The organism is Mesorhizobium sp. M1E.F.Ca.ET.045.02.1.1, assembly GCF_003952485.1.
Classification (GTDB): domain Bacteria; phylum Pseudomonadota; class Alphaproteobacteria; order Rhizobiales; family Rhizobiaceae; genus Mesorhizobium.
Genome location: NZ_CP034447.1, coordinates 6,654,382 through 6,673,247 on the forward strand (window position 1 = coordinate 6,654,382; position 18,866 = coordinate 6,673,247).

17 protein-coding genes and 1 pseudogene are annotated in these 18,866 nt (G+C 65.2%); 8 read left to right on the forward strand and 10 right to left on the reverse strand.

Annotation, left to right across the window (positions count from 1 at the left end):
* Positions 1 to 15: 15 nt before the first annotated feature.
* The 8 genes and pseudogenes from EJ070_RS32600 to EJ070_RS32635 all read right to left on the reverse strand — a co-directional run.
* Positions 16 to 828: pseudogene (locus tag EJ070_RS32600) on the reverse strand (XdhC/CoxI family protein); the annotation flags it as partial.
* A gap of 11 nt (positions 829 to 839) precedes the next feature.
* Positions 840 to 2,048: a VWA domain-containing protein gene (locus EJ070_RS32605; protein ID WP_126095012.1), complete on the reverse strand. Its 1,209-nt coding sequence runs from the start codon at positions 2,046 to 2,048 to the stop codon at positions 840 to 842.
* The gene (locus tag EJ070_RS32610; RefSeq protein ID WP_126095013.1) at positions 2,045 to 2,926 is read right to left on the reverse strand and encodes a MoxR family ATPase; all 882 of its coding nucleotides are present in this window, start codon (positions 2,924 to 2,926) and stop codon (positions 2,045 to 2,047) included. The genes EJ070_RS32605 and EJ070_RS32610 overlap by 4 nt, the downstream gene beginning before the upstream one ends.
* 27 nt (positions 2,927 to 2,953) lie before the next feature.
* Positions 2,954 to 5,374 carry an aerobic carbon-monoxide dehydrogenase large subunit gene (locus tag EJ070_RS32615; protein WP_126095014.1) on the reverse strand — a complete coding sequence of 807 codons (2,421 nt, stop codon included), beginning with the start codon at positions 5,372 to 5,374 and terminating at the stop codon, positions 2,954 to 2,956.
* On the reverse strand, positions 5,371 to 5,880 hold the full coding sequence (locus EJ070_RS32620) for a (2Fe-2S)-binding protein (protein ID WP_126095015.1): 510 nt from the start codon (positions 5,878 to 5,880) through the stop codon (positions 5,371 to 5,373). Before EJ070_RS32620 ends, EJ070_RS32615 begins: the two co-directional genes overlap by 4 nt.
* A 10-nt stretch (positions 5,881 to 5,890) precedes the next feature.
* Positions 5,891 to 6,754, reverse strand: a complete 864-nt coding sequence (locus EJ070_RS32625) for a xanthine dehydrogenase family protein subunit M (protein ID WP_126095016.1) — start codon at positions 6,752 to 6,754, stop codon at positions 5,891 to 5,893.
* Between the two features lie 172 nt (positions 6,755 to 6,926).
* On the reverse strand, positions 6,927 to 8,159 hold the full coding sequence (locus EJ070_RS32630; protein WP_126096003.1) for an MHYT domain-containing protein: 1,233 nt from the start codon (positions 8,157 to 8,159) through the stop codon (positions 6,927 to 6,929).
* A gap of 182 nt (positions 8,160 to 8,341) precedes the next feature.
* Positions 8,342 to 9,769, reverse strand: a complete 1,428-nt coding sequence (locus EJ070_RS32635) for a PLP-dependent aminotransferase family protein (protein WP_126095017.1) — start codon at positions 9,767 to 9,769, stop codon at positions 8,342 to 8,344.
* Between the two features lie 77 nt (positions 9,770 to 9,846).
* On the opposite strand from EJ070_RS32635, the gene EJ070_RS32640 reads away from it, so the two are divergent.
* Together EJ070_RS32640 and EJ070_RS32645 are read left to right on the forward strand one after the other, a co-directional pair.
* Positions 9,847 to 10,470 carry an FMN-binding negative transcriptional regulator gene (locus tag EJ070_RS32640; protein ID WP_126095018.1) on the forward strand — a complete coding sequence of 208 codons (624 nt, stop codon included), beginning with the start codon at positions 9,847 to 9,849 and terminating at the stop codon, positions 10,468 to 10,470.
* Positions 10,471 to 10,504: 34 nt separating this feature from the next.
* Positions 10,505 to 11,155, forward strand: a complete 651-nt coding sequence (locus EJ070_RS32645; protein ID WP_126095019.1) for a LysE family translocator — start codon at positions 10,505 to 10,507, stop codon at positions 11,153 to 11,155.
* A 195-nt stretch (positions 11,156 to 11,350) separates the two neighbouring features.
* On the opposite strand, the gene EJ070_RS32655 is transcribed toward EJ070_RS32645, so the two are convergent.
* Together EJ070_RS32655 and EJ070_RS32660 are read right to left on the reverse strand one after the other, a co-directional pair.
* Positions 11,351 to 12,676, reverse strand: coding sequence for an aspartate aminotransferase family protein (locus EJ070_RS32655; RefSeq protein ID WP_126095021.1), 1,326 nt, complete (start codon positions 12,674 to 12,676; stop codon positions 11,351 to 11,353).
* The gene (locus tag EJ070_RS32660; RefSeq protein ID WP_126095022.1) at positions 12,673 to 13,563 is read right to left on the reverse strand and encodes a MurR/RpiR family transcriptional regulator; all 891 of its coding nucleotides are present in this window, start codon (positions 13,561 to 13,563) and stop codon (positions 12,673 to 12,675) included. Before EJ070_RS32660 ends, EJ070_RS32655 begins: the two co-directional genes overlap by 4 nt.
* Positions 13,564 to 13,631: 68 nt before the next feature.
* Here EJ070_RS32660 and EJ070_RS32665 point away from each other — a divergent pair, with 68 nt between their 5' ends.
* The 6 genes from EJ070_RS32665 (at position 13,632) to EJ070_RS32690 (ending at position 18,859) form a co-directional block, all read left to right on the forward strand.
* Positions 13,632 to 14,504: a 3-keto-5-aminohexanoate cleavage protein gene (locus EJ070_RS32665; protein ID WP_126095023.1), complete on the forward strand. Its 873-nt coding sequence runs from the start codon at positions 13,632 to 13,634 to the stop codon at positions 14,502 to 14,504.
* A 168-nt stretch (positions 14,505 to 14,672) separates the two neighbouring features.
* Entirely contained in the window at positions 14,673 to 15,425 is a 753-nt protein-coding gene (glnH, locus tag EJ070_RS32670) for a glutamine ABC transporter substrate-binding protein GlnH (protein WP_126095024.1), read from the forward strand.
* 71 nt (positions 15,426 to 15,496) lie between these two features.
* Positions 15,497 to 16,153 carry a glutamine ABC transporter permease GlnP gene (glnP, locus tag EJ070_RS32675; RefSeq protein WP_126095025.1) on the forward strand — a complete coding sequence of 219 codons (657 nt, stop codon included), beginning with the start codon at positions 15,497 to 15,499 and terminating at the stop codon, positions 16,151 to 16,153.
* Entirely contained in the window at positions 16,150 to 16,878 is a 729-nt protein-coding gene (gene glnQ, locus EJ070_RS32680; RefSeq protein ID WP_126095026.1) for a glutamine ABC transporter ATP-binding protein GlnQ, read from the forward strand. Before glnP ends, glnQ begins: the two co-directional genes overlap by 4 nt.
* A complete protein-coding gene (locus tag EJ070_RS32685; RefSeq protein ID WP_126095027.1) occupies positions 16,868 to 17,926 on the forward strand; it encodes a C45 family peptidase in 1,059 nt (352 codons plus the stop codon). The genes glnQ and EJ070_RS32685 overlap by 11 nt, the downstream gene beginning before the upstream one ends.
* A 15-nt stretch (positions 17,927 to 17,941) precedes the next feature.
* Positions 17,942 to 18,859 carry a MurR/RpiR family transcriptional regulator gene (locus tag EJ070_RS32690; protein WP_126095028.1) on the forward strand — a complete coding sequence of 306 codons (918 nt, stop codon included), beginning with the start codon at positions 17,942 to 17,944 and terminating at the stop codon, positions 18,857 to 18,859.
* Positions 18,860 to 18,866 lie beyond the last annotated feature (7 nt).

Consider the following 18,866-nt stretch of genomic DNA (forward strand, 5'->3'; position numbering starts at 1 on the left):
CTGATTGATGGGTGCCCCCCGCTGCCCGCGGCGGCGCTCGATGGTGATTTCGGCGAGGATCGACAGCGCGATCTCTTCCGGAGTGATACCACCGATGTCGAGCCCGGCCGGCGCCTTGACGCGATCCAGGGCCTCGGCCACGACGCCTTGCGCGGCGAGTTTCTCGCGCAGTGAAGCCATCTTGCGCCGGCTGCCGACAAAGCCGTGATATTCCGCCTCTATCGCAACAGCAGCCTTGAGCGCGGCCTCGTCGCCCTTGCCTTGCGTGGAGACGATCACGAAACGCCGGGCCCGATAGGAAGCGTCTGGCACGAAGCCATCCACTATGTTGTCCGCCTCCGGCATGGTGTCGAAATGCGAGAGCGGCGCCGCCAGGGTGACATGGTAGCCGAGCGGCCGGGCCTGCTCGACCAGCGCCTGCGCCACCGGGCTGGAGCCGATCACGACCAGCACAGGCTTCGGCAGGACGGGCTCGACGAAGATATCCATGGTGCCGCGCGACGGACACATGTTCCTGGCGAAGTTGATGCCGTCGCGATCCTCGCCCGGCTTGACGCCGAGCTCTTCCAGGAGGTTTTCCGGCTGGATCGAGACCAGGCGCGACTGGCCGTCGGCCAGGGCCTCGCGCGCGGCCTTCAGCGTCGCGCCACGCGCGCAGCCGCCGCCGATCCATCCCGCCTCGATGCGACCGTCAGGCCGGATGATCGCCTTGGCGCCGGCCTTGGCCGCCGTGACCGACACGGTGCGGACGACAGTTGCGAGGACAAACGGCTCTTCTGCCGCTTTCAGGCGGGACATCAGATCCAATACGTCGACATGGGCGGTCATCTTCGCCTCCGTCACAGTTTGACCAGATAGGATTCAAGCGCCGCCAGGCTTTTCAGCGTATGCGCCGGCGCCAGGAGATCGATATGCGGCAACGCCGCCTTGATGCCGGCGGCCTCCGGCGCATAGCCTTCCCAGCCCATCATCGGATTGAGCCAGACGATGCGGCGGCAGCGGCGGGCGAGCCCGGCCATCTCGCGCCCGAGCAGTGCCGAGTCTCCGGTCTCATAACCATCCGAGACGATCATGACGCAGGTTCGCGAATGAATGACGCGCGCCGCATGCCAGCGGTTGAAGGTGGCAAGGCTCTCACCGATCCGCGTGCCGCCACCGGCGCCCTGCGCCAGCAGCGAAAGCCTGTCGAGCGCCCGTGCCGCGTCTTTCTCCTTCATCGCGTCGGAGACATGGGCAAGGCGCGTATGGAAAAGGAAGGCCTCCGCTTCGCGGAACTCGTCCAGCACGCCGTGGATGAAACGCAGGAACGTGCCGGTATACATGCTCATGGAACCGGATGCATCGAGCAGGACGACCAGCCGCAGCGGCTTTTCCTTGCGCTGGCGCCTGACGAGGCTGACCGGTGCGCCACCATGGCTGATGTTGCGGTGGATGGTTCGCCTGATATCGAGCCTGTAGCCGCGGCGGCGGGCGAGATCGCGCCGGGTAATCCGCGCGCGCATGGCGCGCGCAAGCCGTGCTGCGATCGCATGGGCCTCGGCAATTTCGGCGGGATCGGCGAGCTTGCGGAAATCGGTGCTGGCCACCCTCTCGGCGCGCGTCGCGCTCTCGGCGCGCCCCTCGCCAGAACTTTCGCGCTCTTCAGGCAGATCGCCCGAGGGAATCTGATCGAGCATGTCGCCCCTGCCATTCCGGTCGGATGCCTCTTGCGGCGATCCGATGGAAGGATTGTTGGAGTTGGCCGGCGATCCGGCGGCAGCGACGCGGGAGCGCGCGCCCTTGCGCAGCCAGAAGGCGTCGAAGATGCCATCGAACTTGTCCCAGTCGGCCTTGCGCGCCGAAAACAGATGCTTGAAAGCCGATCGCAGCAGGCCGGAGCTCTTGCCGTAGCCCGCCGCCAGCAATCTGGCGGCGTCCTGGCCCTCCTGCAGGCCGACGCTGAACGAAGCCCCGCGCAAGGTCTTCAGGAAGGCGCCGAGCCGCTGCGACACCAGGCGCGAGACATCATCCAGTTCTTCCTGTGAGAGAGGGGCGCCGCAACAGCTCATGCCACTTTCCCCAGCAGCCGGTCGGTGACGGCACGAGCCATGCGCGCGGAATCCTCGCGCGTCTTGAGCAGGCACATCAGCGTTTCGTGCACGATCTCCGGCCGGTCGTGCAAGTTTTCGACTTCGAGGCCGACAAGCGCTGCCGCCCAATCGAGCGTTTCGGCGACGCCCGGCACCTTGCGCAGGTCCTCCTTGCGGATGGCCTCGACCATGCGCGCGATCTGCAGCGAGAGCGTCGCGCCGGCGCACGGGATGCGCGCCATGATGATGCGCGCCTCGCGCTCGACATCCGGATAGTCGAGATAGTGGTAGAGACAGCGGCGGCGCAGCGCGTCGGACAGCTCGCGCGTGCCGTTCGACGTCAAAAGCACATGCGGTATGGCCTCAGCCTTCACCGTGCCGAGTTCGGGAATCGAAACCTGCCAGTCGGAGAGCAGCTCGAGGAGAAAAGCCTCGAACTCTTCATCGGCGCGATCGATCTCGTCGATCAGCAGCACTGGAGGCGTCTGGCGGCGGATCGCCGCCAACAGCGGGCGCTCTAGGAGATAGCGTTCGGAGAAGACCTCGTCCTCGATCCTGTCCGGATCGCTGCTGCCCTTGTGCGCCTCGATGGCCAGCAGCTGCCGCTGGTAGTTCCATTCATAGAGCGCGGCCGACTGGTCGAGGCCCTCGTAGCATTGCAGGCGGATGAGTTCGGTGCCGTGGACCGAGGCAAGAGCCTTGGCGACCTCCGTCTTGCCGACGCCCGCCTCACCCTCGATCAGCAGCGGACGCTGCAGCATCCACTGGATCGCGAGCGCGCTGGCAAGCTCTGCATCGGCGATATAGCCAGCCTCGGCAAGGCGGCCGGCAACCGCGTCGCGGGAGAACGAGCCCATGGACCGACGCTCCTTCACCGTCCCTTCCTAACCCACCGCCCCCAGGTCCTTTGCGGCCTTCCAGTTGCGCCAGTAGTCGTGGGGCATCTGGATGTGCGTGGAGCCAAGGAAGGAGAAGGCGTCGTTGACGGCATTGGAGAAGCAGGGCACGCCGCCGACATTCGGGCTTTCGCCGACACCCTTGGCGCCGATCGGATGGTGCGGCGAAGGCGTCACCGTGTAGTCGGTCTCCCACTTCGGCGTCTCGACCGCGGTCGGGATGAAGAAGTCCATGAACGAGCCGGTGGTGACGTTGCCGCTCTCGTCGTAATGGATCTCCTGGCCCATCGCGATGGCGAATGCTTCCGTCAGCCCGCCATGCACCTGGCCCTCGATGATCATCGGGTTGATGCGCGTGCCGCAATCGTCGAGCGCGTAGAAGCGGCGGACCTTGTAGACGCCCGTGTCGACGTCGATGTCCATCACGCAAATGTAGGCGCCGAACGGATAGGTCATGTTGGGCGGATCGTAGTAGCTCACCGCTTCCAGCCCCGGCTCCATGCCGGGCGGCGGCGAGTTGTAGGCGATCCAGCAGATATCCTTCATGCCGAGGAATTTCTCCGGCAGGCCCTTCACGCGGAAGCCGTCGATGTCCCATTCGAGGTCGTCCTCATGGACCTCGAGCTTGTAGGCGGCAATCATCTGCGCCTTGGCCTTGATCTTGCGCGCGGCCATGGCGATCGCCGCACCCGCCACCGGCGTCGAGCGCGAGCCATAGGTGCCCAGCCCATAGGGAGCGGTGTCGGTGTTGCCTTCTTCGACCATGATGTTGTCGGCCGGGATGCCGATCTCGGTCGCGATGATCTGCGCCCACGTCGTCTCGTGGCCCTGCCCTTGCGACTTCGTGCCCATGCGCGCGATGCCGGCGCCTGTCGGATGAAGGCGGATTTCGCAGGAATCGAACATGGCGATGCCGAGGATGTCGCAGTTCTTCGACGGACCGGCGCCGACGATCTCGGTGAAGAAGGACACGCCGATGCCCATGATCTCGCGCGTTTCGCCGCGCTTGAAGGCTTCACGCTTTGCCGCCTGCTCCGAGCGCAGCTCGGCATACTGGACGCTCTCCATCGCCTTGCGCATGGCGGTGTGATAGTCGCCGGAGTCGTACTCCCAGCCGAGCGCGGAGTGGTACGGGAACTGCTCGGGCTTGACGAAATTCTTCAGCCTGAGCTCCACGGGATCCATGCCGAGCTTCTGCGCCAGTATGTCCATGGCCCGCTCGATGCAGTAGGCGGCTTCCGTCACCCGGAACGAGCAGCGATAGGCGACGCCACCCGGCGCCTTGTTGGTGTAGATGCCGTCCACCGCAAGGTGGGCGACGGGGAAGTCGTAGGATCCGGTGACGATGTTGAAGAAGCCGGCCGGCCATTTCGACGGATCGGCGCAGGCATCGAACGCGCCGTGGTCGGCGAGCACATGGACGCGCAAGCCGGTGACCTTGCCGTCCCTGGTCGCGGCGATCTCGGTCGTCATGTGGTAGTCGCGCGCAAAGGATGTGGCGGTGAGATTCTCGATGCGGTCCTCGACCCACTTCACCGGCTTGCCGGTGACGATCGAGGCGACCGCAGCGCAGATATAGCCGGGATAGGCGCCGACCTTGTTGCCGAAGCCGCCGCCGATGTCGGGCGCGATCACGTGGATCTTCTGCTCCGGCAGCTTGGCGATCAGCGACACGACGGTGCGGATCACGTGCGGCGCCTGGAACGTGCCCCAGATGGTCAGCTCGCCCTTCACCTTGTCGAAGGAGCAGACGCACTGGCAGGTCTCCAGCGGCGACGGATGCGTGCGGTGATAGGAGATCATCTCCTTGATCGTCACCTCCGCCTTGTTGAAGGCGGCATCCGTCAGTTCCCGATCGCCGACCGTCCATTCGAAAATGTGGTTGTGATGCTTGCGCGGTCCATGCGCGCCGTCCTTCTTGTCCTTGATGTCCTCGCGCAGCAGCGGCGCATCCGGATCGAGCGCCTTGAATGGGTCGACGAGCACGGGCAGCGGCTCATATTCGACCTCGACCGCCGCGACGCCGTCGTCGGCGGCATAGCGGTCGGTGGCGACCACGAAGGCGACCTCCTGGTTCTGGAACAGCACCTTGCCGTCGGCCAGCACCATCTGCACGTCGCCGGCAAGCGTCGGCATCCAGGCGAGGTTCACCGTCTTCAGCGTCTCCGCGGTGATGACCGCCAGCACGCCCGGTACCTTGAGCGCCTTTTCCGGGTTGATCGACTTGACCCTTGCATGCGCGTGCGGCGAGCGCACGAAGTCGCCATGCAGCATACCGGGCAGCTTGACGTCGTCGACATAGTTGCCCTTGCCCTGCGTGAAGCGGATGTCCTCGACCCGCTTCCTCTTGCAGCCCATTCCTTCGAGTTTGGCCTCGCGCTCTTCGCGCGTGAGAGACATGTCGTTCATTCTGCGGCCTCCTTGAATTCGGTGCCATTCAACTTGGCGGCGGCGTATTGGATCGCCCTGACGATGTTCTGGTAACCGGTGCAGCGGCAGAGATTGCCGGCGATGCCGAAGCGGATTTCTTCCTCGGTCGGGTTCGGGTTCTCCTGCAGCAGGCGATGCGCGCGGGTGATCATGCCCGGCGTGCAGAAGCCGCATTGCAGCCCGTGCATCATGCGGAAGCCTTCCTGCAGCGCCGACAGCGTGCCGTCGGGGTTAGCCATACCCTCGATCGTGGTGATCTCGGCGCCTTCAGCCTGGACCGCGAAGACGGTGCAGCTCTTCACCGACATGCCGTTCATGTCGACCGTGCAGGCGCCGCAATGGGTCGTCTCACAGCCGATATGCGGACCGGTGAGTTGCAGGTTCTCGCGGATGAAATGGATGAGCAGCGTGCGCGGCTCGACCAATCCGTCGACCGCCTGGCCGTTCACCGTCATGCTGATCTGGATTTTCTTTGACTGAACCATCGATGCCTCCCTAGCGAGCGACGGCGGCGGCGCGCTTCAACGCCCGCTCGACCATGATGCCGCCGACATGCTTGCGGTATTCCGGCGGCCCGCGCCCGTCCCCGGCCGGGCTCATGATTGCCCTGGCCGCCTCGGCCGCCTTTTTGAGCGACGCGTCGTCGAGCGTCGCGCCGATGACGGCCTGAGCCGCGCCCTCCGCCAGCAGCGCCGTCTCGGCGAGATTGGTGAGGCCGATCGAGCAGGTCGCGACCTTGCCGCCAGCCATGGTCAGCACCACGGCAGCGGCTGCGGTCGCGTAGTCGCCGATCTTGCGCTTCAGCTTCTCGTAGGCGTAGCCATGGCCGGCCGGCGGCACGGGAATCGAGACCGAGGTGAGAATCTCGCTAGGCTCCAGGGCGGTAAAATAGGCGCCTTGATAGAACTCGCTCGCCGCGACCGAGCGGCTGCCGTCAGGCCCCTGCAGCGTATAGTCCGCACCAAGCGTCAACATCAGGGCCGGCATGTCGTTGCCGGGATCCCCGTTGGCGACATTGCCGCCGACGGTGCCACGGTAGCGCACCTGCGGGTCGGCGATCAGCAGGGCGGCCTCACGCAGGATCGGGAGAGCGGATGCGATCGTCTCGGACGCCAGCAGTTCATGCTGGGTGGTCATGGCGCCGATGACGATCCGGTCGCCATCGCGTGCGATCCGTTTCAAGACATCGATGCCGGCGAGGTCGACGAGATGGTCGGGCGTTGCGAGCCTGAGCTTCATCATCGGAATGAGACTGTGACCGCCGGCCAGCGGTCGCGCTTCGTCGCCCAGTTTGACGAGCAGCTTGACGGCGTCGGCGACCGAATCCGGCCGATGATAGGTGAATGGTCCCGGGATCATGTTTCCTCCTCTTGGCCCTTACCGCTCGGGATCCTTTTGGGATCGGGATCGAACTTGGGCTGTTTTGGGGGAAGGCTGCTGCGCGGCGCTGCCGGCTTCAAGGCAGGCCGGACGAATGGGTCACGAAAGGTCGGATTTCACACGAAGCGCGGCTTTTTCCGCACGAAATGCGTCAGGCCGACTGACCTTCCTTGGGCAGCGCCGTGCCCCGGGCATTTCGCTTGAGAAGGCCCAGCCGCGCCCTGAGCTCAGCGACGCGGGCGCGGCTTACCGGCACCAGATGCGGCGCCGGGCCGTCAAGCTCGACGACCGCGCCGTCACCCTCCTTGCGGATCAGGACGACATGCGGGACTGAGATGATGTGGCTGCGGTGAACACGCATGAAGCGTGACGGGTCGAGCTGGGATTCCGCTTCCGAGATCGACCACGGGCTCATGCGCTCGCGGGTTCCGTCGTGGACGAGCGCGTAGTGGGCGTCGGCGCGAATGCTACGAATCTCTTCGGCCTCGACGAAATGCGTGCCGTCGACGCCTTCGACGGGCAAGCGCGTTACCAGCGGCAGCGGCGGTCGCCCGAGGCCATGCAGCGGCAGCGGTCGCTTTGCTGGTGAGCCCAGCGCATCGTCATCGCCCGGCTGCTCCTGGCTGGTATCCATGGCATGAGGCTCACCCAGCCATTCGGGTGAGGTCGCGGTGGCGCGTTGCTGCGATTCCGGCACCAGGAAGAGCAGGAACCCGGCGACGACAAGGAAGGAGAGCAGCGATACGATCAACGCCAGGATCTGCGGCGAAGCAGTGAGACCATCCATGCCGTCACCTGCCGAGGGCATCAATTGCATGCCATACATGGCGGTGTAGTGCATCCCCGATACGGCAAAGCCGAAGGCAACGGCGCTGAGCGCGAGCCGCATGCCTCCTTGCCGGGCAAGGAGAATCCGCAGCCCTCCATAGGCGGTGCCGACGGCGATCAGCGTCGCGACCAGTATCATCCTGTTGTCGTGATGGATGTGGAACGGACCGGCAAGCCCGTGGATGCCGACATAATGCATCGAGACGATCCCGGTGCCGAGCAGCAGCGCCGAGGCGATGATGCGGCTGCCGGAGGGCTCGCCGATGGAAACGAAGAACAGCGAGACGCCGACGACAAGCGCGCAGATCAGAAATGAAACGATGGTGGGCAGAACGAGATAGACGGTGCTTTCGGGCAATGGCGCGGCCAGCACGCCAATAAAGTGCATGGTCCAGATCCCGACAGCGAGGAAGAAGGCCGCGCCGGCCAGCAAAACGCGACGGCTCGCACCAGGCGTGCCGCGCACGCGGGCTGCCAACCCGAAACCTGTGTATCCTCCCAGGATCGCGATCACCACCGAGAGCGCGACCAGATAGGGGTTGTGCCCTGCAAACATGTCGGTACCGGCTGACGAGACATCCACCTATCCGCAGCTTCTCGCTGGCGAAGTTTACAGGCAGATGCGGCATTTGCAATGTGTGCCCTGGGCTTGCTGTTTTAGCAAAAGAGCCACATCGCTTAGCCCAGTCGCGTCCGATCGAAGAGATTACCGACAAGACATTCAGGGCTGCCGGCTCGTCAGCGGTGCTCGGCGAGTATGGCTGCCAGCACCGCGATGCCCCGCCGCAGCGCCTCCGTGTCGGGCCCGGCGTAACCCAGAATGAAGCCGGCCGTTCCCGGTCGCGGCCCGCTCGAGTCATAGAGCGGTGACACGGGATAGAGGCCGATTCCGGCGGCGCGTGCCGCCGCGATGATCGCCGGCTCGCGCTCGGCGGCGATGCCGTTCATCCAGGCAACGACATGCAGTCCGGTTTCTGCCCCTGCGACAGAAACGCTTGTCCCCAGATGATCGGTCAGCGCTTGCAGCAGGACCTGTCTGCGCTCGGTGTTTTTTCTGCGGATGCTGCGGACGTGGCGCTCATAGGCGCCGCGGGTCAACAGGTCCGCCAACGCGTCCTGTTCCAGCAGCGGAGCATGCCGGTCGGTCAGGCGCTTCGCCTCGCTGAACGCCCGGCGCAGGCTGGCGGGCACGACGAGATAGCCGAGCCTTAAAGTGGGCGAGAGTGTCTTGGAGAATGTGCCGGCATAGATGACCGAGTCAGCGTCCAGCGTCTGCAGCGGCGGGATGGGGGCGATGTCGTGGCGGTATTCGCCGTCATAGTCGTCCTCGACAATGGTGGCGCCTGTCGCCTTGGCCCAGGCCAGGAGGGAACGCCGCCGTGTCGCCGAAAGCACGCCGCCGAGCGGGAACTGATGCGACGGCGTCACGTAAGCCAGGCGGGCCGGCGGCAGCGCATCCGTCCTCAGCCCGTCCGCGTCGACCGCGACGGGCACGGCAATGCCGCCCGCCGCCACAAAGGCATGGCGGGCGAGTACATAGCCCGGATTCTCGATCACGAACGGATCGCCTGGATCGAGCAGCAGCCGCGCGCAGAGGTCGAGCCCTTGCTGCGAGCCGTTGACGATGATGATCCGGTCCGGCGTGCAACTGATGCCGCGGGCGCGCCAGAGATAGGCCTGAAGCGCGTTGCGCAGAGCGGAAGACCCCTGAGGGTCGCCATATCGCAGCCGCGCGGCGCGCCGCAGAATGGCCTTGGTCGAGGCCCGACGCCAGGCCAGCACCGGGAAGTCCGCTCCGGACAGGTCGCCATAGCGGAAATCGGCGACCTTGGCCGGCTGCTGTTCCACCGGCGGCGGCAGGGCCAGCAGTCGGCGCGCGAATGCCGAGAGACTGCGGGGCTGAGCAGCCGTGATGGGCGCCTCCCCTGACGCCCTTTCCAGCCCTGGAGCAACGATCGCGCGTGCCCCTTGCCGGATGATCAGATAGCCTTCTGCGTCGAGCTGGTTATAGGCGGCCGTCACCGTGGTGCGCGACGCGCCCCATTCGGCGGCGAAGGCCCGCGTAGACGGCAGCCGGTCGCCGGACCGGTAGGCGCCGCTGTGGATCTGCGCCTTGATCGCCGCGATGATCCGGCGCGCGACGCCGTCCTGTTGCAACTGGACCACAAAAAACCTTCAAAACTGGATATTCCAGGCAAGCCAGCTTTCCGGCATCTTCACTTGCAACGCAAGGAGTTTTCGCCATGTACATCCCGCCCGCCTTCCGCGATGACGATCATGAGAGCCTCAGGGCAACGATCCGCGCGGCGCGGTTGGCGACCCTGGTCACGGCGACGGCGCAAGGGCCGCTGGCGACGCCATTGCCGCTTTTCCTCGACGAGGACGAGGGCGAGCATGGCGTGATCTATGGCCATGTCGCGAAGGCAAATCCGCACTGGCGTGTCCCGCCGCTGGGCGATGGCCTGGCGATATTCATGGGGCCGGACGCTTACGTGACGCCGTCCTGGTACCAGACCAAGCAGGAAACCGGAAAGGTCGTGCCGACCTGGAACTATGTCGCCGTCCATGCCCATGGGCCGGTCGAATTCTTCGAGGATGCCGACAGGCTGCTCGAAATCGTCACGCGTCTGACCAGTCTCCACGAAAGTGGGCGCGCCTCGCCCTGGGCCGTATCGGACGCGCCGCCGGATTTCATCCAGGCGCAACTGAGAGGCATTGTCGGTCTGCGCATGCCGATCGCGAAGCTCGAAGGCAAGCGCAAGATGAGCCAGAACCGCAACACGGCCGATCGAGCCGGTGTCGTGTCCGGCCTTTCAGCGAGCGACCGGCTTTCGGACCGTGCGGTCGCGCCGCTCATCCCGTCGTGAGACATAGTCCCGTTCGCTTCAAGCCGAGTTCATCATGCCGGATCTGACCCAGTTCGCCTTGTACTTCGCCGCAGCGTTCCTGCTTGCCATCACGCCCGGACCGGGCATCTTCTACGTCGCCGCGCGCACGCTCGCCGGCGGACGAGCGGAAGGCATCGCCTCCAGTTTCGGCACGGGCCTCGGCGGCATGGTTCACGTGCTTGCCGGCAGCCTTGGCGTTTCCGCCCTCGTGCTCGCAAGCGCGGAGTTGTTCACGGCGCTGAAGCTGATCGGCGCGGCCTACCTCGTCTGGCTCGGCTTCCGCACCTTCCAGTCCGCCCGCCGCGAGGCAAAGACAATGCTGGAGGGCGGCGCGCCGGCGCCCGCGGTCGGCGCGCGGCGCGCCTTTCGCGAAGGGGTGCTGGTCGAGGCCTTGAATCCGAAGACGGCAGCCTTCTTCCTGGCCTTCATTCCGCAATTCGTGAACCTCGGCGCCGGCCACGTCGCCCTGCAGTTCATGGCCCTCGGCTTCGTGTCGGTGACGCTCAACACGCTCGCCGATGTCGTGGTCGCTTTCGCGGCAAGCCGCATCCGGGAAGGCGCGGCCGGACGTTCGGGCGTGATACGCCGCCTGCGGGAGGCCTCGGGAGGCGCGATGATCGCGCTCGGCATCGGCCTCGCCATAGCCAAGCGCCCTGCCCTCTGATCGCCAAGTCCAGGTTACATCAGAGATCCAGCGACGCTCTGAAAGCGGAAAGCTCCTCGTCGGCGATCGAGACGACATGCTGCGGCTCGGGATAGGCGCGGCCGAGAAGAACCGACAGGGGCGCGCCACCGACTTGATCGCGGCTGAAGACTATTGCCAGCAGCGCCTGGCAGGAGCCTCTCAGGGCCGATCGGACTAAATCTGCAATGCGTCGGAGATGGCGTCGTCGAGACGCTCGACGATCGCGTCGATGGCCGAGACGTCGCATATGAACGGCGGCGCCAGCAGCACGTGGTCGCCGTTGACCCCGTCGATCGTGCCCCCCATGGGATAGACGAGAAGGCCGCGCGCCATGGCCGCCTTCTTGATGCGCGCATTGAGTTTCCGTTTCGGATCGAAGGGCTGCCTGGTCGAACGGTCCTCCACCAGTTCGACGCCCATGAACAGGCCGCGCCCGCGAATGTCGCCAATATGGGGGTGGTTCCCGAAGCGCTCGCCAAGCCGGCGCGCCAGATGCGCGCCCATGGCTTTCACATTGTCGAGCAGCCTGTCGCGGGCAATCACCTCTTGAACGGCAAGCGCGGCCGCGCAAGCCATCGGGTGGCCGATATAGGTGTGGCCGTGCTGGAAGAGACCCGAACCGTTCGCGAAGGCATCGAATATCTTCTGACTGAGCAAAACGGCTCCGATCGGCTGGTAGCCGCCACCCAGCCCCTTGGCGATCGTCATCAGGTCGGGGGCGACGCCATCCTGTTCGCAGGCATGAAGCGTTCCGGTGCGGCCCATGCCGCACATCACCTCGTCGAGGATCAGCAAGACGCCGTAACGGTCGCAGATGTCGCGGATGCGGCGGAAGTAATCCGCAACCGGCGGCACCGCGCCCGCCGTCGCGCCGACAACCGTTTCGGCAACGAAGGCCATGACCGTCTCAGGCCCGAGCTCGATGATCTTGTCCTCCAGCGCCTGCGCCGCGCGCGCGGCATAGTTCTCGTCCGTCTCCCCGGCCTCCTGGAAGCGATAGGCAAAGCACGGATCGATGTGGTGCGTCTCGATGAGCAGCGGCCGGAACTGCGCGCGCCGCCATTCATTGCCGCCGGTCGCGAGCGCGCCGAGCGTGTTGCCGTGATAGCTTTGCTTGCGCGCGATGATGTTGCGGCGCTGCGGCTGGCCGATCTCGACGAAATACTGCCGCGCCATCTTGAGCGCTGCCTCGACCGCTTCCGAACCGCCCGAGACGAAATAGACGTGGCTGATGCCGGCCGGGGCATCCGCGACGAGCCGGTCGGCCAAGGCTTCGGCGACTTCGCTGGTGAAGAAGCTGGTGTGGGCATAGGCAAGTCGGTCGGCCTGCCTGTGCATGGCGGCAAGAACATCGGGATGGCCGTGGCCGAGGCACGAAACGGCGGCGCCGCCGGACGCGTCGATATAGGCGCGTCCGTCCGTATCGAAGAGCTCGATGCCCTTGCCGCCGCTGGCGACGGGAAGCGAGGCGTGGATCTGGCGATGCAGGATATGGGTCATGCTTTCCTCCGGCCGCGCGGCGGCAAGATGTGGATGTCGAGTTGGGACAGTTGGTCCTCGGTGCGGCGAATGGCGGCAAGCGCCTTTTCCCCGCCCTTTCCGGCAATCAGCGCCGCGAGGACCTCGCCGACCACGAAGGCAGGCGACATGGTGTGGAAGAAGGACGGGCTTTCCGTCGGAACCAGCACCGACAGCCCGGCGAGACCGGCGAGCGGCGAGACGGCGCTGTCGGTGAGCGCGATCACCGGCACGCCGCCGGCTGCGGCGCGGCGGGCAAGATCGACGGTCAGCCTGGTATAGGGTGCGACGCTGACGACAAACAGCACGTCTTGCGCGGTCGCCAGGCGAATGGCGTCGGTGCCAGTCCCGGATGCGCCGTCCAGCATCACGGCTTTCTCGCCAAGGAAGGACATGACGTAGCCGAAATGCGCGGCGACCGGATGGCTGGAGCGGAGGCCGAGGCAGAATATCCGGCGTGCTGCGTGCAGCCGCTCGGCCGCCGCGGCAAGCGAATCGAGCCGCTCCGGCTCGCCAAGTTCGGCGATCTGGCTCGACAGTGATTTTATCATCTCGGCGGCCAATGCCCGGTCGCCGACCTCGCTTTGCCGCGCGAGCTGCGTGCCGGCCTTGCCGGCAAAGCCGAGTTCGCCCTGCCGCATGGCGTTGGCGTAAAGCGAACGCAGCGGCTCGTAGCCGTCAAAGCCCAGCCGCTTTGCCAAGCGCACCATCGTCCACGGCTGCAGACCGGCGCGGCGCGCCTGCTCGCGCATCGACAGCAGCGCGACATCCTCGGGATTGTCGAGAAGATAGCGGGCGGCGTCCTGAAGCTGCGACGGCAAGGCATCGAAAACTTCGACGATGGCATCGGTGAGCGGCGCGCGGATCATGCCGCCAACCATAGACGCGAATGCGAGATCATGCAATATATGTAGCAATTGATAATTTTATGCAACAAATGGAGCAAGCCGTGGAAGATGGTGCAAACCAAGGGCAGACTGGTTCCGGGCGCTCCGATCCCGTAGCAATCGCCGTGGCGCCAAACGGCGGCCGGCGCACTAAAGCAGATCATCCGGCTTTGCCGATTACGCCGGCTGAGTTGGCGGATGTGGCCGCGGCCTCGCTCGATGCCGGCGCCGCCATGATCCATGTCCATGTCCGCGGCCGCGACGGTCGCCACCTGCTCGACGCCGAGGCCTATCGGGCCGCGACTGCCGCGATCAGGGCGAGCGTCGGCGACAGGCTCGTTCTCCAGATCACCAGTGAGGCGCTGGGTATCTATAGGCCGGAGCAGCAGATGCGGGTGGCGCTGGAAGTACGCCCCGAAGCGGTTTCGCTGGCCTTGCGCGAGCTCGTGCCCGACCAAGCGCATGAAGCGGCTTTCGCGTCGTTCCTCGAGACGCTGCGCAGGGAGAAGGTCACGCCGCAGATCATCCTCTATACCCCCGAGGAGGCCACCTATCTCGCGGCGCTCGCCGGCCGAGGCCTGATCCCCTTCGACAACCTGCCGGTTCTCTACGTGCTCGGCCGCTATACGGTCGGGCAGACGTCCCGTCCCGCCGACCTGCTGCCGTTCCTGGCGCCCGGCATTCCGGCATCCGGCCATTGGATGGTCTGCGCCTTTGGCGGTCAGGAGACCGCATGCGTCACCGCCGCGGCCCTGCTCGGCGGGCATGCGCGTGTCGGATTCGAGAACAATCTCTTCCTGCCCAATGGGACACCGGCTTTCGGAAATCAGGACCTGGTCGCGGCCGCCAAGCGAGCGGTCGAAGCTTGCGGGCTGCCCCTCGCCGACGCGGACACGCTTAGGAACCAATGGGGCGCTGCCTAGAGCATCTGAATTTTTTGCTGGCGGGGCTCCCTTGTCGGATTCAACCACCATTGCCGCAATATGCAAATATCAAATGCATATTGCTATTAAATGCATTTTCAATTTGCGATATCGGATCGACAGTGTTAGGCTTCCAGCGCAATTCCAACAAAAAGGGGAACCCGAAAAATGAAATTCGCACTTGCAAGCCTCACCGCCGCCGCGGCCGTCGCGGCAACGCTCGTCCTTAGCCAGCCGGCCTTTGCCGACGACCTGATCGTGGCGACGGACACCGCCTTCGTTCCGTTCGAGTTCAAGGAGGGCGACAAGTATGTCGGTTTCGACATCGACCTGTGGGCGGCAATCGCCAAGGATATCGGCGTGACCTACACGCTGCAGCCGATGGACTTCAACGGCATCATTCCGGCGCTCCAGACCAAGCAGGTCGACGTCGGCCTGGCCGGCATCACCATCAAGGACGAGCGCAAGAAGGTCATCGACTTTTCGGACGGCTACTACGACAGCGGATTCCTGCTGATGGTGCCGGTCAACAGCACGATCAAGGGTCCGGAAGATCTTGTCGGCAAGACGCTTGCCGTGAAGACCGGCACCTCGGCGACAGACTATGCCAAGGAGCACTTCAAGGGCACCGATCTACGGCTCTTCCCCAACAGCGACAATGCCTATCTCGAAGTCGCGACCGGTCGCGCCGACGCGGCCATGCACGACACGCCGAACGTACTCTACTACATCAAGACCAACGGCCAGGGGAAAGTGAAGACCGTCGGCCCACAGATGATGGCCCAGCAATATGGCATCGCCTTCCCGAAGGGCAGCGAGCTCGTCGCCAAGGTCAACGCTTCGATCGCCAAGCTGAAGGGCGACGGCACCTACAAGGCCATCTACGAGAAGTGGTTCGGCACGGAGCCGCCGAAGAGCTGATCATCGGGGTTTCCCTTGGATCTCCTGGCGCGCCGGCATGGCCGGCGTGCCTTCCCTGAAGGATAGCTCTCATGGATTTCGACTGGTCCGTCATCTGGCAGGCCCTGCCGGAGCTGTTTAAAGGCGCCCGCCTCACCGTGCTGATCGCGCTCGCCGGGCTCGCCGGCGGGCTTCTGATCGGCTTCGCCGCCGGGCTGGCGCGCGCTTACGGCAACATCGTGCTCAACGCCATCGCCATGGTCTATGTCGAGATCATTCGCGGCACCCCGATCATCGTGCAGGTGATGTTCATCTATTTCGCGCTGCCCATCCTGGCGGATGTCCGCATCAACCCGTTGGCGGCGGCAATCATGGCAATCATCATCAATGCCGGCGCCTATATCGCCGAGATCGTGCGTGGCGCCTTCCTTTCCGTCCATCGCGGATTGCGCGAAGCCGGCCTGGCGCTCGGCCTGCCGTTCTGGAAAGTGCTTTTCTACATCATCGGCCCGCTTGCCTTCCGCCGCATGATTCCGGCGCTGGGCAACCAGTTCATCGTCAGCCTCAAGGACACTTCGCTGTTCATCGTGATCGGGGTCGGCGAGCTCACCCGGCAAGGCCAGGAAATCATGGCGGCCAACTTCCGAGCCGTCGAGATCTGGTCGGCCGTGGCGATGTTCTACCTGATCATGACCGGCACGCTCACCCTGATCCTCAGGCTGACCGAAAAGAGGATGCGCATCCTGTGAGCATCGTGGCGTTCAAAAAAGTCACCAAGCGCTTCGGCCAGGTCACGATCCTCGACCAGGTCGACCTGTCGATAGAGGCCGGCGAGAAGGTCGTCCTGATCGGCCCCTCCGGCTCCGGCAAATCGACGCTGCTTCGCTGCATCAACGCGCTGGAGGAGATCAATGGCGGCGACCTCATCGTCGACGGCATCAGCGTCAAGTCCGGCGGCCGCAAGGTCCGCCTGATCCGCCAGGAAGCCGGCATGGTCTTCCAGCAGTTCAACCTGTTTCCGCAGATGACGGCACTCGAGAACGTCGCCTTCGGCCCGCGCCGGGTGCGTGGCGAAACGCGGCAGGAGGCACGCAAGCAGGCGCTGGAAATGCTCGCCAAGGTCGGCCTTGCCGAACGGGCGCATCACTATCCGAGCGAGCTTTCCGGCGGCCAGCAGCAGCGCGTCGCCATTGCGCGTGCGCTTGCCGTCAAGCCCAAGCTGATGCTGTTCGACGAGCCGACCTCGGCGCTCGATCCCGAACTCAGGCATGAAGTGTTGCGCGTGATGCAGGCGCTGGCCGAGGAAGGCATGACGATGATCGTCGTCACCCACGAGATGGCCTTTGCCCGCAAGGTCGGAACCAGGCTGATTTTCATGGAAGGCGGTAAGATCGCTGTTGACGGCGAGCCGCGGGAGCTGCTTGCAAACCCGCAAAACCCTCGCTTGAAAGAGTTTCTGCAGCATGTCGCATGACGCGCTCCCCCGGCTTTCCTTCATCGATATCGCGGGGTCGCCGTATGATGTGGGGGCTGCTCTCGGGCAGTTTGGCCGAGCGGCCTTGCATGAGCATTTTCGTACTTCCGCCGCCTGGCGCGAGCTGACCGCACGCCGCGCCGATCCCCGCATCGGCACGATGGCGATGATCGTGCGGGAACGGTTTCCCCGATACTGGGCCGAGCTGCAGGGTCTTGCCGCCGGGCTGGAATTGGCTTTCGACGATGTCTTCCTGTGGAACTGCCGCGGCGACATTTGGGCGATGGCGCCGGATGGCTGCACGACCGTCCAGTTGCCCGGTTCCCCGCATGTCATCGGCCACAACGAGGATGGCGACCCGGAATTCGCCGGCCACTGCGCGCTGGCCCATGTGACGTCCGAAGGCGGCAATTCATTCACCGCCTTTGTCTATCCGGGCTCACTGCCCGGGCATACGTTCGCGGCCACGTCGGCGGGGCTGGTGCAGACGGTCAACAACATCAGGCCGCTGGCTGGCGGTGCAGGGACGCCGCGCATGGTGCTCGCCCGCGCCATCCTCGATGCGCCCAGTCTCGACGCGGTGCTGGCCCTGCTCAGATCGGCGCCGCGCGCCGGCGCCTTTCACCTGACCCTGGCGCAAGCCGGCGACGAGAGGCTGCTCAGCGTCGAGTTCACCGCGCAAACGCTGTCGGCCGACCAGGTCGAAGCGGCGCGGGTCCATTCGAACCACCTCATCCACGCCGACACGGGACGCATGTCGCAGATCGTCACCGGATCGTCCGGCGTGCGCCAGCGGCGGGGCGAATTGTTGCTCGGCCACACGCTGCAGTCGGACCCGCAAGACCGCGCGCGCGGCATCTTGTGGGACGCGGCCGACCCGGAGCTGCCGATCTATCGCACCGATCCGGCCGACAGCGATGTCGAGAACACCATGGCCACCGCTGTCTTCCGCGTCGGGGCTGACAAGGTCGAGTGGGCTGTCTACGATAAAGCGCACGAAGCAGCGCGCTTCGACATGCGGGATGGGCTGGTCCCTGTCGCTGGGTGAACAGGAACGGGGGCGATGCCAGAGGAAGCCATTGCGGAGCCGCCGCGCACCATCGAGGATCTGAGAGCGCTGGCGCTCTCGGTCGGCCGCGACGAGGCAGGATTTTCACTCGGCTCCAAGGCGCATGACGTGTTCGCCAAGCTGGTGGAGGCGCCCGAGCAGTCGGCCGTCCGCTCGATCTCGGAGCTCGCCAACCAGTTCGGCATCAATCCGTCGACGCTCACCAGGCTGGCGAAGCGCCTCGGTTTCGAAGGCTTCAGCGATTTCCAGGCCGTATTCCGCAAGGCCATCGCCAACGACCAGCAATATTTCTATAGCCGCCAGGCCGGCCGGCTCATGGCGACGCCCTCCGTCGGCGACGCCGACGTCGAGGTCTTCGGGCAGCTGGCGCGGGAAACGGCCGCGAATGTCGATGGTTTCCTCGGCCAGTTGGACGGCGCCTCGCTGAAAGGCGCGACCAGGCTGCTGGCAAGCGCGCGGCGCGTGCGCGTCCACGGCGTTCGCCAGTTCCATTCGCTGGCGAGCTTCCTCACCTATTGCCTTGGGATGGTGCGCTCCGACGTGGCGCTTCTGGACGCGCCGCGCCTCGGCGTCGCCGAGGCACTGTCGCAGCTCGAGCCGGGCGACGTCGTCATCGTCGCGAGCTGCGCGCCCTATACACGCAGCGTCGCCGAGGTCGGCCGGGTTGCGGCGGCGAACGGTCAGTCGGTGATCGCGATCACCGATTCCCGATCCTCGCCGCTCGTTCCTCCGGCCGAGCATGCATTCTTCATCCCGCACGCCAGCAGTTTCTATTCGAACAGCATGGGCGCCTACATCGTCTTTTGCGAAGCGCTGCTCAACCTCGTCGCCCGGGAACTGGGCGACAAAGCGCTGAACTCGCTGGCGGGGCGCGAGCGGCTGATCGCCGAAATGAACATCGAGGTCGGCTGAGCCGTAC

Coding starts and splice junctions, on each gene's coding strand:
- EJ070_RS32605 (WP_126095012.1), bottom strand. CDS start 2,048: ATGAGCTGTTGCGGCGCCCCTCTCTCACAGGAAGAACTGGATGATGTC.
- EJ070_RS32610 (WP_126095013.1), bottom strand. CDS start 2,926: ATGGGCTCGTTCTCCCGCGACGCGGTTGCCGGCCGCCTTGCCGAGGCT.
- EJ070_RS32615 (WP_126095014.1), bottom strand. CDS start 5,374: ATGAACGACATGTCTCTCACGCGCGAAGAGCGCGAGGCCAAACTCGAA.
- EJ070_RS32620 (WP_126095015.1), bottom strand. CDS start 5,880: ATGGTTCAGTCAAAGAAAATCCAGATCAGCATGACGGTGAACGGCCAG.
- EJ070_RS32625 (WP_126095016.1), bottom strand. CDS start 6,754: ATGATCCCGGGACCATTCACCTATCATCGGCCGGATTCGGTCGCCGAC.
- EJ070_RS32630 (WP_126096003.1), bottom strand. CDS start 8,159: ATGTTTGCAGGGCACAACCCCTATCTGGTCGCGCTCTCGGTGGTGATC.
- EJ070_RS32640 (WP_126095018.1), top strand. CDS start 9,847: ATGTACATCCCGCCCGCCTTCCGCGATGACGATCATGAGAGCCTCAGG.
- EJ070_RS32645 (WP_126095019.1), top strand. CDS start 10,505: ATGCCGGATCTGACCCAGTTCGCCTTGTACTTCGCCGCAGCGTTCCTG.
- EJ070_RS32655 (WP_126095021.1), bottom strand. CDS start 12,676: ATGACCCATATCCTGCATCGCCAGATCCACGCCTCGCTTCCCGTCGCC.
- EJ070_RS32660 (WP_126095022.1), bottom strand. CDS start 13,563: ATGATCCGCGCGCCGCTCACCGATGCCATCGTCGAAGTTTTCGATGCC.
- EJ070_RS32665 (WP_126095023.1), top strand. CDS start 13,632: ATGGAGCAAGCCGTGGAAGATGGTGCAAACCAAGGGCAGACTGGTTCC.
- glnH (WP_126095024.1), top strand. CDS start 14,673: ATGAAATTCGCACTTGCAAGCCTCACCGCCGCCGCGGCCGTCGCGGCA.
- glnP (WP_126095025.1), top strand. CDS start 15,497: ATGGATTTCGACTGGTCCGTCATCTGGCAGGCCCTGCCGGAGCTGTTT.
- EJ070_RS32685 (WP_126095027.1), top strand. CDS start 16,868: ATGTCGCATGACGCGCTCCCCCGGCTTTCCTTCATCGATATCGCGGGG.
- EJ070_RS32690 (WP_126095028.1), top strand. CDS start 17,942: ATGCCAGAGGAAGCCATTGCGGAGCCGCCGCGCACCATCGAGGATCTG.